This window comes from Pseudomonas sp. PDM19, assembly GCF_014852215.1.
Lineage (GTDB): Bacteria > Pseudomonadota > Gammaproteobacteria > Pseudomonadales > Pseudomonadaceae > Pseudomonas.
This window is the reverse complement of record NZ_JACVBG010000001.1, coordinates 1,156,431-1,171,116: the sequence shown is the minus strand read 5'-3', so window position 1 is coordinate 1,171,116 and position 14,686 is coordinate 1,156,431. Positions and strand designations below refer to the sequence as shown.

Below are 14,686 nucleotides of genomic sequence, written 5' to 3'. Positions count from 1 at the left end.
GGCAAATCGCCATTGCCTTCTGACGGAAAGGGGTGAGATATTTGCAAATGGTAAATATTCGCATCAAGGCCTGCTGTGTCCCCTTCGCTCTTGCTGGTGGAAGACGATTCCCGTCTTCGCCTGGACCTCGAACGTCATTTCTGTCAGCGCGGCTTTGCCGTCACTACTTGCGCGAACGGTGATCAGGGGCTGGTGGCTGTCCACCAGAACGACTTCGACCTGGTCCTGCTGGACATCATGTTGCCCGGCGTCGATGGCCTGTCCCTGCTGGATACGCTGCGCAGCGCGCGCACCACGCCGGTGATGCTGATGTCCGCCCTGGGCGCGGAACAGGATCGCATCACCGGCTTCACCCGCGGTGCCGATGACTACCTGCCCAAACCCTTCAGCCTGGCGGAACTGGATGCGCGCATCGATGCGCTGCTGCGCCGGGTCAATCTGGATCGCTCCCGCGAAGTGCCACGCCCGCAGGGCTCAGTGCAGTTCGACGATGAACTGCAGGACGTTTCCCGCAACGGTGAACACGCGGGTCTTACGCATTCCGAGTACCGCCTGCTGGTGACGCTGAACGCCCATGCCGGCGAAGCGCTGAGCAAGAGCTTCCTCTACCAGAGCGTGCTACACCGTGCCTACACGCGGCTCGACCGGGGGCTGGACGTGCATGTCTGCAACCTACGCCGCAAGCTGGCGGTCATCGGTGCGCAACAGGTGCAGATCCAGGCCGTGCGCGGCCAGGGGTACATCCTGGTAGACGCGGAACGTCACTGATGCGTCGTCACCCGCTGCTGTGGAAGATCGCCGCGCTGCAGGTCGGTTTCTGCCTGCTGCTGACCTGGCTGATCTGGACCTGGGGCCTGTCGCTGGAGCGCAGCACCTACTTCCTCGGCACCGAGGATCGCGACTATCTGGCACGCTATGCCGAGCAGGCCGAAAGGGTCTGGGAGCAGCAGGGCGCCGAGGGCGTGGAGCAATTCCGCCGAGAGCTTTCCGCTGCCGAGGACACCTGGGTTGCGGTGATCGGCGAGCACTTGCAGAGCCTGGGCACCACGCCGCTGACGGCGGAGGAATCCAGCCACCTGACCTTCATGCGCATGCTGCACTGGCCGATGAGCCGGCGCCTGCAGGACGAGCTGCCCTATGTCAGCATCGAATTCCCCCGGCATCCCGAGCGCGGCCGGCTGGTCATGCAGTTGCCCGAGCGCCTGCTGCCGGGCGGCCTGACACCCTGGACGCACCTGTTCAGCCACGGCGTAGTGCCGACCCTGCTGGCCGCCCTCCTCGGCCTGCTGATCTATCGCCACCTGGTGTTGCCGCTCAATCGCCTGCGCGCCCGCGCCGATGCCCTGCGCGCCGACGACCTGGACAGCGAGGGCCCCGGCACACCACTGGCCCATCGCCGCGATGAGCTGGGCGAACTGGCGCTGGCCTTCGATCACATGGCCGACCGCCTGCGGCACAGCCTGGCGCAGCAACGCTTGCTGCTGCGCACGCTATCCCACGAGCTGCGCACGCCGCTGGCGCGCCTGCGCATCGCCCATGACAGCGACCTGCCGGCGGACCAGCTGCGGCAACGCCTGGACCGCGAGATCCAGGACATGCAGCGCCTGCTGGAAGACACCCTCGACCTCGCCTGGATGGACACCGAGCGTCCGCAGCTCGAGCGCGAGCCGGTACTGGTGTTGTCGGTCTGGGAGGCGCTGCGCGAGGACGCCTGCTTCGAAAGCGGCTGGGAGCCCGAGCGACTGCCCTGCTCGCTGGGCACCGAGTGCGTGGTGCAGGTGCACCTGGACAGCTTCGCCCAGGCCATCGAAAACCTGCTGCGCAACGGCATCCGCCATTCCCCGCGCGGTGGCAGCGTGCGCCTGGACGGCTGGCGCGAGGGCGCGTTCTGGCACCTGTGCGTCAGCGACGACGGCCCCGGTGTGGCCGAAGCAGACCTCGAACGCATCTTCCAGCCCTACCAGCGGCTGCAGCCTTCGGAGTCCAGCGGATTCGGCCTCGGCCTGGCCATCGCCCGGCGCGGCGTCGAGCTGGCGGATGGGCGGCTCTGGGCGGAAAACGGCACAGCCCATGGCAAGTCGGGGCTTTGCCTGCACCTGCTGCTGCCCGCCGCACTCTCGCCAACGAGCAAACTGGGCCAACAAAGCGCCGCAAGTGTTTAGAAAGTTAATGCGCTTTACTAGCAAATAGCAGTCATTATCATTTGGCGATCTTTCAGTTGCCGGAGATCACCGATGTCGTCCCGTCCGATGCAGTTCCTTCCGCCCTTCCTGCTGCTGTCCAGCTGCCTGCTGTCCTTCGCCGTGCAGGCCGCCAGCGCCGATTCCGATGTCGTCGAGTTCGACAGCGAGACCATCGTCGCCACCGCCGCCGAGGAAGCCAAGCAGATGCCGGGCGTGTCGATCATCACCGCCGAGGACATCAAGAAGCGCCCGCCGGCGAGCGACCTGTCGCAGATCATCCGCACCATGCCGGGCGTGAACCTGACCGGTAACTCCACCAGCGGCCAGCGCGGCAACAACCGCCAGATCGACATCCGCGGCATGGGCCCGGAAAACACCATGATCCTGGTCGACGGCAAGCCGGTCTCCAGCCGCAACGCGGTGCGCTACGGCTGGCGCGGCGAGCGTGATTCGCGCGGCGACACCAACTGGGTGCCGGCCGACCAGGTGGAGCGCATCGAAGTCCTCCGTGGCCCGGCGGCGGCGCGCTACGGCAACGGCGCGGCGGGTGGCGTGGTGAACATCATCACCAAGCAGGCCGGCAAGGAAACCCACGGCGACGTCACCGTCTACAGCAACTTCCCGCAGCACAGTGACGAAGGCGCCACCCAGCGCATGACCTTCGGCCTCAACGGCCCGCTGACCGACACCCTGAGCTACCGCGTGTACGGCAACGTCGCCAAGACCGACTCGGACGACTGGGATATCAACGCCGGCCACGAATCCAACCGCACCGGCAACCAGGCCGGCACCCTCCCCGCCGGCCGCGAAGGCGTGCGCAACAAGGACGTCAACGGCCTGCTCAGCTGGCACCTGACGCCCGAGCAGACGCTGGACTTCGAGGCCGGCTTCAGCCGCCAGGGCAACATCTACACCGGCGATACGCAGAACACCAACAGCAACGCCAACGTGAAGTCCATGCTCGGCCACGAGACCAACCGCATGTACCGCGAGAACTACTCGATCACCCATCGCGGCGAGTGGGACTTCGGCAGCTCCATGGCCTACCTGCAGTACGAGAAGACCCGCAACAGCCGCATCAATGAAGGCCTGGCCGGCGGCACCGAGGGCATCTTCAGCAACACCGATTTCTACACCGCCACCCTGCGCGACCTGACCGCCCACGGCGAAGTGAACCTGCCGCTGCACGCCTGGCGCGACCAGACCCTGACCCTGGGCAGCGAATGGGTGCAGCAGAAGCTCGACGACCCCAGCGCCAACACCCAGACCACCAGCGAAGGCGGTTCGGTGCCGGGGTTGACCAGTAGCAACCGTGACACCACCTCGCAGGCGCAGATCTTCTCGCTGTTCGCCGAAGACAACATCGAGCTGATGCCCGGCACCATGCTCACTCCCGGCCTGCGCTGGGACCACCACAGCATCGTCGGCGACAACTTCAGCCCGTCGCTGAACCTGTCCCACGCGCTGACCGATACCGTCACCCTGAAGGCCGGCATCGCCCGCGCCTACAAGGCGCCGAACCTCTACCAGCTCAACCCCGACTACCTGCTCTACAGCCGTGGCCAGGGCTGCTACGGCCAGAGCACCAGCTGCTACCTGCAGGGCAACGAGGACCTCAAGGCGGAAACCAGCGTCAACAAGGAGCTGGGCATCGAGTTCCAGAAGGACGGCCTGATCGCCGGCCTGACCTACTTCCGCAATGACTACAAGAACAAGATCGAGTCGGGCCTGTCGCCCATCGATCAGGCCAGCGGCGGCACCGGCAGCTACGCCAACGCGGCGATCTACCAGTGGGAGAACGTGCCCAAGGCGCTGGTCGAGGGCCTGGAAGGCACCCTGACCATCCCGCTGATGGAGCAGCTGAAGTGGAGCAACAACTTCACCTACATGCTGCAATCGAAGAACAAGGAAACCGGCGACGTGCTCTCGGTAACGCCGAAGTACACCCTGAACTCCATGCTCGACTGGCAGGCCACCGACGCGCTGTCGCTGCAGGCCAGCGTTGCCTGGTACGGCAAGCAGACGCCGAAGAAGTACGACTACCACGGCGACCGCGTCACCGGCAGCGCCAACAACCAGCTCTCGCCGTACGCCATCGCCGGACTGAGCGGCACCTACGTGTTCACCAAGAACCTGAGCTTCACCGCCGGGGTGGACAACGTCTTCGACAAGCGCCTGTTCCGCGAGGGTAACGCCCAGGGCGTAAATGGCATCGAAGGTGCCGGTGCCGCCACCTACAACGAGCCGGGCCGCACGCTGTACACCAGCCTCACCGCGTCGTTCTGATTAGAGAAAAAGCCTGATGAGCATTCGCCTCCTGGCCCTGGCACTGGCGTTCGCCGTGCCGGGGCTGGCAGCGCACGCAGCGCCTGCCCCCGACCAGAAAATGGACACCCACCTGCTGCAACGCAACGACCTGGCGTACCGCTTCAGCGAGCTGAAGCTGGACTCCGCCGACGGCCAGCGTCACTACCAGCTGTGGATCGCCCGCCCGAACCATCCCGCCCCCGCTACCGGCTACCCGGTGGTGTGGATGCTCGACGGCAACGCCGCCATCGGCGCGCTGGACGAGAAACTGCTGACCGACCTGAACAGTGGCAAGGCACCGCTGCTGGTCGCCGTCGGCTACCAGACGTCCCTGCGCATTGACCGCAGTGGCCGTACCCGCGACTACACCCCGACGCGCCCGCAGCTTGCCGAGCAGAAAGACCCGCTCACCGGTGATCCCAGCGGCGGCGCCGACGCCTTCCTCGATCTGATGCGCGACCGGATGCTCCCGGCGGTAGCCGCCCAGGCGCCCATCGACCGCTCGCAACAGACGCTCTGGGGCCATTCCTACGGCGGCCTGCTGACGCTCCACGCGCTGCTCACCCGACCGCAGCAGTTCAGCTTCTACGCTCCGGCGAGCCCTTCGCTGTGGTGGGGCGACGGCGCCATCCTCAAGGAGCAGGACGGCTTCGCCCAGCGGCTGGCCGGTCGCTCTGCGCAACTGCTGCTGATGCGCGGCGGTGAAGAACCCTTCCGCCCGCGCGAGGACATCACCCCCAGCGCTCCCCGCGCCGCCCAGCAACTGGTGGAAGATGTCGCCAGGGCTCCCGGCATGCAGGCGCAGTTCCATGCCTTCGACGGCCTGAGCCATGGGCAGACGCTGGCCGCTTCGCTGAAGTACCTGTTACGGCTGCGCTTCGTGGACTGATACGCCAGGACGCACTTGTCCTGCGTACTTGCTCACGAACCCACCCAGAACGCCGAAGCCTCTTGTAGGAGCGCGCCATGCGCGCGATCGCGGGCATGGCCCGCTCCTACAGGTGTGCTCCGTCCTTAGACCGATGCGGCAATCCGCTCGCGCAACCACCGATGCGCCGGATCGCGGTGCGAGCGCTCATCCCAGAGCATCGACATCTCATAGCCCGGCACCGCCACCGGCGCTTCCACCACCCGCAACGCCGGGTTATCCCGCACCAGCCGCGCCGGCACCATGGCCACTAGGTCGCTGCTGGCCAGCGCCGAGATGACGAACAGGAAATGCGGCACCGACAGCGTCACTCGCCGGCTCAAGCCAACCTCCGCCAGCGTCTCGTCAGTCACGCCGCTGAAGCCGGCGCCGTCGGGCGACACCATCACATGCTCCAGCTGGCAGAACTGCGCCAGGCTCGGCTTGCGCTTGAGCTTCGGGTGCCCGGCGCGGCCGGCCAGCACATAGCGTTCGCTGAACAGCGTACGGCGGCGCATGCCTGGCGGGCTGCCTTCGGTGGTATGGAAGGCCAGGTCGATATCGCCCTGCTCCGCCTGCCGGGCGATGCGCGGCGGCGACAGCTCCAGCAGGGCCAGGCGGGTGCCCGGCGCGCTGCCGCGAATGGCGCTCAAGGCCGGCAGCAGGATGGTCGATTCGCCGTAGTCCGTCGCCGCGATGCGCCAAGTGTTGTCCGCCTGGGCAGGGTCGAAAGGCGCTGAGGGCGCCACCGCCTGCTCCAGCGCTTCCAGGGCGATGCGCAAGGGTTCGCGCAGGGATTCGGCCCGCGCCGTCGGGCGCATGCCGCGCGGGCCGGGCAGCAGCAACGGGTCGTCGAAGATGTCGCGCAGCTTCGCCAGGTGCACGCTCACCGAGGGCTGCGAGAAGTTCAGTCGCTGGGCCGCGCGGGTCACGTTGTGCTCGGAGAGCAGCACGTCCAGGGTCACCAGCAGGTTGAGGTCGAGCCTGCGCAGATTATTCATTCATATACCTGGGATACCGGATATTCATTTCCACTATACCTGCGGCAATCGCATCCTGCGCACACCCCCTTCTCAACGGAAGCAGCCGCCATGAATGTACTGATCGTCTACGCCCACCCCGAACCGCGCTCGCTCAACGGTTCGCTGAAGGATTTCGCCGTGCGCCGTCTGCAGGCCGCCGGCCATGAGGTACAGGTCTCGGACCTCTACGCGATGAACTGGAAAGCCACGCTGGACGCCTCCGACAGCCTCGACCGCGATCCCGAGGCGCGCTTCGATCCGTCCCAGGATTCCAAACGCGCCTACGCTGCTGGCCGGCAGAGCAGCGACATCGCCGCCGAGCAGGAAAAACTGCGCTGGGCCGACACGGTGATCCTGCAGTTCCCGCTCTGGTGGTTCACCATGCCGGCGATCCTCAAGGGCTGGTTCGAACGGGTCTATGCCTATGGCTTCGCCTATGGCGTCGGTGAGCACTCCGATGCCCGCTGGGGCGACCGCTACGGCGAAGGCAACCTGGCTGGCAAGCGCGCCATGCTAGTGGTCACCACCGGCGGCTGGGAGTCGCACTACAGCGCGCGTGGCATCAACGGACCGATCGAGGACCTGCTGTTCCCGATCCACCACGGCGTGCTGCACTACCCCGGCTTCGACGTGCTGCCGCCTTACCTGGTGTATCGCACCAGCCGGGTGGATGCGCAGCGCTACGCGCAGATCGAGCTGGAGCTGGGGGCGCGCCTGGACAACCTGCAGACCACCGCGCCCATCCCCTTCCGCCGGCAGAACGGCGGTGATTACGACATCCCTGCGCTGACTCTGCGCGAGCAGATCGAGCCGCAGGCCAGTGGATTTGCCGCGCATCTGGAGTGAGCCGCTGTTCGCGTGAAAGAACCAGCGGTAGGGCGCATAACGCGACAGCGTTATCCGCCATAACCTGTTCCAGGTTATCCACCCTACCTTTCTGCGTACCTTCAGGGCTTAACCCGCGGCTCCGCCTCAAAGGCGCGGCGCAGCAGTTCGACAAACTCCGGCGCCGGCGGAATCTCCGCGTCGCCGATGCGGCTCACCGGCACAGCCGGCGTCCAGGAGTTCATCACCACGGCGCCGGCCAGGCGCGGCAGGTCCTGCTGATCGATGCTCAGCGATGACTGGCGCGCGCCGAGCCTGTCCAACTGGCGCTGGAGGATGCCCATGGTGGTGCCGGTGAGCATCTTCGCCCGCGGCCAGATCACCGATTCACCGTCCCAGAAGGCCAGGTTCCAGATGGTCGCCTCGCTGAAGCGGCCGCGATGGTCGGTGAATACCGCATCATCGAAACCGGCGGCCACCGCTTCGCGCAGGTACCAGGTCTTGGCGATCTCGCCGACGTGCTTGATCTCCGGCAACACCCGCTCGTGCCCGGCAATGGCCAGCGACAGCGGTCCCTGTGGCCCATCCGACGGCGGTGCAGTGCGCACCAGCAGCTCGGGACGGTGTTCAGGACCCGCGACAGTGAACTCCCCGGCGGGCGAGTACACCGTCGCCGTCAGCGAAGTATCGTCCGGCGCCTGCTCCAGCGCGGCGCGCAATGCCGCGCGGATTTCCGCGTCGGCGTGGCTCTGGCCGAACAGCCGCAGCGAGGCATTGCGCAGACGCTCCAGGTGCAGGTCCAGACCGCGGATGCCACCGCCGCGAACTTGCATGGCGGTGAAATGGGCGTAGCCGGCGAAGGCCAAGGGCGCGAGGTCGTCGGCGCTGGCGGGCTGGGCGTTGCGTTGGGTGATATAGGGATGGATGGCGGCTGACATGGCTTTGGCTTCCTCTGCTCGGTGTTTCACTGCCTGGACATCTGCATGCCCAGCATCAAGTGGAATCACTATCAGCCTTTGACGAAGCCAGGAGAAACGAGTATTTCTCGACAGATCATCAAGCAGGATTTGAAGATCGATGAGCCGTCCCTTCCCCGGCATCCGTTCGCTGCGCACCTTCGAGGCCGCCGGCCGCCACCTGAACTTCACCCGCGCCGCGGAAGAAGTCGGCCTCACGCCGGCGGCGGTCAGCCACCAGATCAAGGAGCTGGAAGACCAGCTCGGCCTCGGCCTGTTCGTGCGCACCAGCCGCAGTATCCAGCTGACCCCGGCAGGCGCGCTGCTGCTGGAAGCGGCGGCAGAGTCACTCGGCCTGCTGCACCGCGCCACCGTGCGGGCGCGACGGCTGGCACGCACTTCGGAGCAATTGCGGGTCTCGCTCACCGCGCGCTTCGCCACCCACTGGCTGCTGCCGCGCCTGCCCAAGTTCCGCGCGCTGCATCCGGGGCTGAAGCTCAGCTTCGACGTCAGCGACGAGCTGCGTGACTTCGCCGTCGACGACATCGACCTGGCCATCCGCTTCGGCAGCGGGCGCTATCCCGGTCTGCTGGCCGAGCGCCTGTTCGATACGCAGATCGTCCCGGTGTGCTGCCCGAGCCTGCTGGAAGACGGCCCGCCCTTGCGCGAGCCGCGCGACCTGCAGGCCCACACGCTGTGCCATGTGGTGTGTGAAACCGAGGGCGCGCCCTGGCCCGACTGGTCGCGCTGGATGGCGGCGGCCGGCGTGGAGGACTTCGACGCCAGCGGCTGCGTCACCTTCGAGGACACCAGCCACGTGGTGCAGGCGGTGCTCGAGGGCGGCGCGGTCGGCCTGGCCGACCACGCCATGGTCGCCCGCGAGCTGGAACAGGGCCTGCTGGTGCAACCGTTCGAATTGGGCGTGCGGGTCGCCGAGGACTACGCCTACAACCTGGTCTATCCGCAGGCCAGCGCCGACGAGCCGCGCGTCAAGGCCTTCCGCGAATGGATTCTTGGGGAAATGGCGGTGTAGGCCCGCCGCGCCATTCACCCACGGAGGTATTGCCGAAGGATCTTTCCCGTCTACGCTGTGCGACGACGGAGTCAACGGACTCGGATTGCTCAGCGTACCGATAGGGAAGATTCGCCTATGACAGAAAACATCGATACTGCTGCTGCCTTTGGTGCTCCCAAGGAAACCGCCCGCGAAGGCCGGCTCGGCTACCTGCCGGTCGCCCTGTTCGGCTCGGTGATGGGGCTCGCGGGCCTGTCGTCGGCCTGGAAGCTGGCCACGCTGATCTACGGCGCACCACCGTGGGTGTCGCAAGCCATCGGCCTGCTGGCGCTGCTGGCGTTCTTCGCCGTTGGCATCGGCTACGCAATCAAGGCCGTCACCGGCCCCCATTCAGTGAAAGCGGAATTCCTCCACCCTATCGCTGGCAACCTGTTCGGCACACTGTTCATCAGCCTGTTGCTGCTGCCCATTCCCCTGGTCGACTACAGCCTGTTCCTGGCCCGCGCCTGCTGGCTGATCGGCACGGCCGGCATGCTGCCGTTCGCCTGGCTGATCATTTCCCGCTGGCTCGGTCAACGCCAGCAAGCGGCCCACGCCACACCGGCCTGGATTGTCCCGGTGGTGGGCCTGGCGGATATCCCGCTGGCAGTGCCGCTGCTGCAGTGGCCGGGCGCCGCCGACGTCGCCTTCTTTTCCCTCGCGGTGGCGCTGTTCTTTGCCGTGCCGCTGTTCACCCTGATCCTCTCGCGGTTGCTGTTCGAGGAGCCGCTTGGCGTTGGCCTGCAGCCTTCCCTGCTGATCCTGCTGGCGCCCTTTGCGGTGGGCTTCTCCGCCTATGTCAGCATCGTCGGCGAGATCGACCACTTCGCCAGCGCCCTGTACATGCTCACCCTGTTCATGCTGGCGGTGCTCGCCGGGCGCCTGCGCCATCTGGCGCGCAACTGCCCGTTCCGCCTGGCCTGGTGGTCGGTCGGTTTCCCGCTGGCCGCAGCAGCCGGTTGCGCGCTGCGCTACGCGGGTCATGCGCCCGGGCCTTTCACCAATGGCGTGGCGCTGTTCCTGCTGGCCGCCGCGACGGTCGTCATCCTCGGCATGGGCCTGCGCACGCTGATCGGCGTGGCGACAGGCCAGCTGCGCAACCTCGCCACCTGAGTCGCATGGCTTGCCATTGCCGACGAATCCTGCGAAAACGCACGCCCTCGCGGCGCTCGTGCCGCACCCGCAGCACCGGAGAACGCCATGAGCAGCGAACTGCAGATCGAAGATATCGTCGTCGGCGACGGCAAGGCCGTGGTCAAGGGCGCCCTGATCACCACCCAGTACAGGGGCACCCTGGAGGACGGCACCGTCTTCGATTCGTCCTGGGACAAGGGCCGCCCGTTCCAGTGCGTGATCGGCACCGGCCGGGTGATCAAGGGCTGGGACCAGGGCCTGATGGGCATGAAGGTCGGCGGCAAGCGCAAGCTCTTCGTGCCCGCGCACCTGGCCTACGGCGAGCGCCAGGTCGGCGCGCACATCCAGCCCAACTCCAACCTGCTGTTCGAGATCGAGCTGCTGGAAGTCCTCACCCGCGACGACTGATCGCCCGCTTCGGGCTCAGGCCGGCGCGGTTTCCACGCTGCGCCGCAGCGCCAGGATCGCCGTGGGCCCCTGGGCCTTGCGGGTGAACCAGAAGACCCGGCTCACGCCACGGGTGATCGCCACATAGGCCAGGCGCAGCTGCTCGTCCTGCTGGGCCTGGTCGTAGCTGCTGGCGAAGAAGCCGCAGGCCGCGTACAGCGCGCTGCGCAGCGGGTGTTTCTCCGGCGGCGCGCAGTCGTCGACGATGATCGCCACTTCCGCCTGCAAACCCTTGGCTCGGTGGATGGTCATACCCTTCACCGGCAGCTTGCGGTCCAGCTCGCCGAGGATGGTCTGCAACGTTTCATTGCGCCGGCTGAGCAGCAGCACGGCGGTTTTCTCCCGCGAGCCGCGCGCAGCGACGTGTTCGCACTGTTTGCGGATCTCCTCCAGCAGGAGTGGCAGGCTGTTGCGCGCGTCGAAGCGCTGCACCAGTTTCACCCCGTGGTCGCCCGCCTCTGCTGTCTTGAACGCCCGGCAGGTCTTGGCCTGCTTGTTGGCCACGCCAACCAGCACCCGCTCGCCGTCGCGGATCACCGGGTCGATGCTGCGGTAGTTGGTCTCCAGCAGCAGCACGCGGCTCTTGCGCCGGCCCTTGCTGGGGAAGTGCCGGTCGAAGTCCATGAACAACTCCGGCGAGCTGCCGCGCCAGGCGTAGATGGACTGCCAGTCATCACCGATGGCCATCAGGCTGACCGCTTCGCCGCGCTTGGCGAGGTCGCGGTGCAGCGCCTGCAGCCATTGCACGATCTGCGGCGAGACGTCCTGGAACTCATCAATCAGCAGGTGCTGGAACGGCGCAAGCGCTTCGGCCGGCAGCTTGCCGTCGCCGAGCAGGTCGGTCAGGCGCTGGAACGCCAGGTTGAAGGTCAGCAGGCCCTGCTCCTGCAAGGCCGCATCGAAGGCCGCCCAGAACAGCTGCAGGGCCTCGACGAACTGGCGCTCGCGGGGCGGGCAGGCGAGTTTCTGCGGCTGTAACTGGTCAATGCGCAGGCCGATGCTCTCGATGAAGCCGGACTGGGCGTAGAACGCCTCGAACAGCGGCAGCGCGGTGAATTCGCCCGGCAGCTTGAAGGCATCCAGCGGCGCCTTGCCGATGCGTGGCGGCTTGCCGTCTTCGCCCGCTTCCGGCGGTGGCGGCAGCTCCAGCAACTGGTGCACCAGCGTGCGGAACGCCGGCTGCTCGGCGTAGCACTGCTGGTAGACCTGTTTGAGCAGGCGCTGCTGCGCCGGGCGCAGGCGGCCGGCGAGCAAGGGGTTGTCCAGTTCGCTGGCGGGGTCGCGTTCGTCCAGTTGCTCGAACCAGCGCGGGTTCTTCAGCGCGACTTTCGCCAGGGTCCCCATGGCCGAGTGGAAGGTGCGCACACACTGCCGCGCCTGCGCCGCATCGAACGGATGTCCCCAGTAGCCAAGCACCTTCACCAGTTGCTCGCGCAGCTGTGCGCAGGAAGCGTTGGTGAAGGAAATCACCGTCACCTTCTCGGCATCTACCCCCAGGTGGCAGAGCATGTAGACCACCCGCAGCACCAGGGTGGTGGACTTGCCGGACCCGGCGCCGGCGAAGATGCGCGTCAGCGGCTCGGGCGCGAGGATCATCGCCCACTGTTCGTCCGAGGGCAGGCTGACTATCCCGTGGGCAGCCGCCTGGGCCACGCGCTGGCGCATGTCGAGGGCGCGCTGCTCATCCGCTGCGCTGGCGGTGCCGTAGATACCGGCAACGGTCGGCGTGCGCTGGCGCTTGGGCGCAGGCGCGTCGCCATCCTTCCGGGCCTTGGCGCCGCGCTTGGCGGGTGCCTTGCCCGCTGCTTTCGCCTTGCCCGCTGCTTTCGCCTTGCCCTTTGCCTTGCCGCGCGCGCCGGCTTTGGGCTGCGCCGCCTCGCGCTCGGCGCGCAGGTATTCGGTGGTACGGGGGAAATAACGCGCAAGGGCTTCGGCAACCAGCCGCTTGTAGCGTTCGATAGCAGACTCCATGGGTCCTACCAGATCAGTTACAGCGTTGAATCATAAGCGGTTTGCGACAGTGACAGGCAATCAATCCGACGGTTCCGCAGCGCCATGGAAAATTGATAACCATTAGCAATTGGATTAGAGTCGGGCTCCCGCTTTTTCCGGCCACGCCGCCGCTACGGATGACCCCATGTTCGAACTGGAAAATGTCAGTTTCAGCGTCCCCGGTCGCACGCTTCTGCAACCGCTGAGCCTGCAGCTGGCCGACGGCAACATGATCGGCCTGATCGGTCACAACGGTTCGGGCAAGTCCACCCTGCTCAAGCTGCTGGCTCGCCAGCAACAGGCCAGCGGCGGCAGCATCCGCCTCGATGGCAAGCCACTGCAGGACTGGGGTAACCGCGATTTCGCGCGCCAGGTGGCGTACCTGCCGCAGCAGTTGCCGCAGACCGACGGCCTGACCGTGCGCGAACTGGTCGCCTTCGGCCGCTATCCGTGGCACGGCGCGCTGGGTCGCGTCACCGGCGAGGACCGCAAGCAGATCGACCGCGCGCTGGACCTCACCGATACCCTGGCCTTTGCCGATCGCCCGGTGGACCTGCTCTCCGGCGGCGAACGCCAGCGCGTCTGGCTGGCCATGCTGCTGGCGCAGAACAGCCGCTACCTGCTGCTGGACGAGCCGACTTCGGCGCTGGACATCGCCCACCAGGTCGAGGTGCTGTCCCGCGTCCACGAACTCAGCCGCGAGCTGGGCCTGGGCGTGCTGGTGGTGCTGCATGACATCAACATGGCGGCGCGCTACTGCGACCACCTGATCGCCCTGCACGGCGGCCGCCTGCTGGCCCAGGGCACCCCGGCGGAACTGATGCACGGGGAGACGCTGGAAGACATCTACGGGATTCCCATGGGTGTGCTGAGCAATCCGGTGGATGGGTCGCCGATCAGCTACCTGCGCTGAGCCCCTATAGGGGCAAACCGCCGCCCTCCGCGGCGAGCACATTTGCAGGATGGGTGGAGCTTGCGATACCCCATGCTGCTGCGGGTGCGCGAAACTCGATGGGTATCGCTGCGCTCCACACCATCCTACGTTCACGCTCAGCTTTGACTGGCGGATAACGCTGACGCGTTATCCGCCCTACAGGTCGCTCGCTTCCGGCGGCGGCTCGTCGATCAGCGGGCAATTGTCGCAGTGCCCGATGCTGCCCAGCCGGTAGCGGATGCAGCAGGTGCGCCGCTGTCGCCACAGGCCGTTGACCCGCTGCTCGCAGGACACCTCGACATACTGGATCGGCTTGAACAGCGGGTTGCGCGTGCCGTCCGGGCGGCGCTCGGTCTCCAGCAGTTCGCGGCCGTCGCCGAGCATCGGGGCCAGGGGCGGCAGCCTGGCCATCTCGCCGAGGAACCATTCGAGGTAGTTGCCGGCATTGCTCCAGAGCACCTTCGGCGACAGGCGCGCCTCGGCGGCGAGAACCTGGATGAAAGGCTGCAGGTGTCCTTCCAGCAGATGGGCAAAGCGCTGGAACGGATCATCCGGCGGCGCGGCGAAAGGCCCGCCCTCGCCCGGCAACTTGAACGCCTCGGGAACGCCCTGGGCATCCAGCACCACGTCCACTTCATCGAACGCCAGCGGCAGTGTGCGACCGAGCACCAACGCGGCAGCCACCACTGGTGGAATGAGGCGCACTAGGTACCACTTGGACCACTGCGAAGCCAGCGCGCGTCGGTCGCCATCGGCATGGGGCGGGTCGAAGCGACGCAGCACGCTGTCGAGCATCTCCCGTTCCAGCAAGGCACGCGCCGGGATCGATGGCCGAGGATCGTCGCGAGTCACCAGCACCTCGCGGTAGCTGGCGAACTCACCGAAATACAGGGGAGCGAGGGCTGCGATCACCGGCAGCCCTCAG

General features: G+C 66.8%; 13 protein-coding genes. 9 read left to right on the top strand and 4 right to left on the bottom strand.

What is annotated here, in order from left to right; all coding sequences use genetic code 11:
• Positions 1 to 75: 75 nt before the first annotated feature.
• The 4 genes from IB273_RS05055 to IB273_RS05040 all read left to right on the top strand — a co-directional run bounded on the left by IB273_RS05055 (position 76) and on the right by IB273_RS05040 (position 5,379).
• Positions 76 to 768, top strand: a complete 693-nt coding sequence (locus tag IB273_RS05055) for a response regulator transcription factor (protein WP_192223412.1) — start codon at positions 76 to 78, stop codon at positions 766 to 768.
• On the top strand, positions 768 to 2,162 hold the full coding sequence (locus IB273_RS05050; RefSeq protein WP_192223411.1) for a sensor histidine kinase: 1,395 nt from the start codon (positions 768 to 770) through the stop codon (positions 2,160 to 2,162). Before IB273_RS05055 ends, IB273_RS05050 begins: the two co-directional genes overlap by 1 nt.
• 87 nt (positions 2,163 to 2,249) lie before the next feature.
• Complete coding sequence (locus IB273_RS05045) at positions 2,250 to 4,469, top strand: TonB-dependent siderophore receptor (RefSeq protein WP_412548068.1); 2,220 nt, start codon at positions 2,250 to 2,252, stop codon at positions 4,467 to 4,469.
• Positions 4,470 to 4,485: 16 nt separating this feature from the next.
• Positions 4,486 to 5,379: an alpha/beta hydrolase gene (locus IB273_RS05040; RefSeq protein WP_192223410.1), complete on the top strand. Its 894-nt coding sequence runs from the start codon at positions 4,486 to 4,488 to the stop codon at positions 5,377 to 5,379.
• A 125-nt stretch (positions 5,380 to 5,504) separates the two neighbouring features.
• Here IB273_RS05040 and IB273_RS05035 read toward each other — a convergent pair whose 3' ends face one another.
• Positions 5,505 to 6,398 (bottom strand): LysR family transcriptional regulator, encoded by an 894-nt coding sequence (locus tag IB273_RS05035; RefSeq protein ID WP_192223409.1) that lies wholly within the window; start codon positions 6,396 to 6,398, stop codon positions 5,505 to 5,507.
• A gap of 90 nt (positions 6,399 to 6,488) precedes the next feature.
• Between IB273_RS05035 and IB273_RS05030 the strand changes: the two genes are divergently transcribed.
• Positions 6,489 to 7,265 (top strand): NAD(P)H-dependent oxidoreductase, encoded by a 777-nt coding sequence (locus IB273_RS05030; RefSeq protein WP_192223408.1) that lies wholly within the window; start codon positions 6,489 to 6,491, stop codon positions 7,263 to 7,265.
• A gap of 101 nt (positions 7,266 to 7,366) precedes the next feature.
• Here the strand turns inward: IB273_RS05030 and IB273_RS05025 are convergent, their stop codons facing one another.
• Entirely contained in the window at positions 7,367 to 8,182 is an 816-nt protein-coding gene (locus IB273_RS05025) for an aminotransferase class IV family protein (RefSeq protein ID WP_192223407.1), read from the bottom strand.
• Positions 8,183 to 8,321: 139 nt separating this feature from the next.
• Between IB273_RS05025 and gcvA the strand changes: the two genes are divergently transcribed.
• The 3 genes from gcvA (at position 8,322) to IB273_RS05010 (ending at position 10,796) form a co-directional block, all read left to right on the top strand.
• Entirely contained in the window at positions 8,322 to 9,233 is a 912-nt protein-coding gene (gene gcvA, locus IB273_RS05020) for a transcriptional regulator GcvA (protein WP_151187057.1), read from the top strand.
• A 117-nt stretch (positions 9,234 to 9,350) separates the two neighbouring features.
• Positions 9,351 to 10,367, top strand: a complete 1,017-nt coding sequence (locus tag IB273_RS05015) for an SLAC1 anion channel family protein (RefSeq protein WP_192223406.1) — start codon at positions 9,351 to 9,353, stop codon at positions 10,365 to 10,367.
• 87 nt (positions 10,368 to 10,454) lie between these two features.
• Positions 10,455 to 10,796 carry an FKBP-type peptidyl-prolyl cis-trans isomerase gene (locus tag IB273_RS05010; RefSeq protein ID WP_081519864.1) on the top strand — a complete coding sequence of 114 codons (342 nt, stop codon included), beginning with the start codon at positions 10,455 to 10,457 and terminating at the stop codon, positions 10,794 to 10,796.
• A 15-nt stretch (positions 10,797 to 10,811) separates the two neighbouring features.
• Here IB273_RS05010 and IB273_RS05005 read toward each other — a convergent pair whose 3' ends face one another.
• Positions 10,812 to 12,806 (bottom strand): DEAD/DEAH box helicase, encoded by a 1,995-nt coding sequence (locus tag IB273_RS05005; RefSeq protein WP_192223405.1) that lies wholly within the window; start codon positions 12,804 to 12,806, stop codon positions 10,812 to 10,814.
• A 166-nt stretch (positions 12,807 to 12,972) separates the two neighbouring features.
• Between IB273_RS05005 and IB273_RS05000 the strand changes: the two genes are divergently transcribed.
• On the top strand, positions 12,973 to 13,740 hold the full coding sequence (locus tag IB273_RS05000; protein ID WP_081519862.1) for an ATP-binding cassette domain-containing protein: 768 nt from the start codon (positions 12,973 to 12,975) through the stop codon (positions 13,738 to 13,740).
• Between the two features lie 177 nt (positions 13,741 to 13,917).
• Here IB273_RS05000 and fhuF read toward each other — a convergent pair whose 3' ends face one another.
• Positions 13,918 to 14,673, bottom strand: a complete 756-nt coding sequence (fhuF, locus tag IB273_RS04995; protein ID WP_192223404.1) for a siderophore-iron reductase FhuF — start codon at positions 14,671 to 14,673, stop codon at positions 13,918 to 13,920.
• Positions 14,674 to 14,686: the final 13 nt, after the last annotated feature.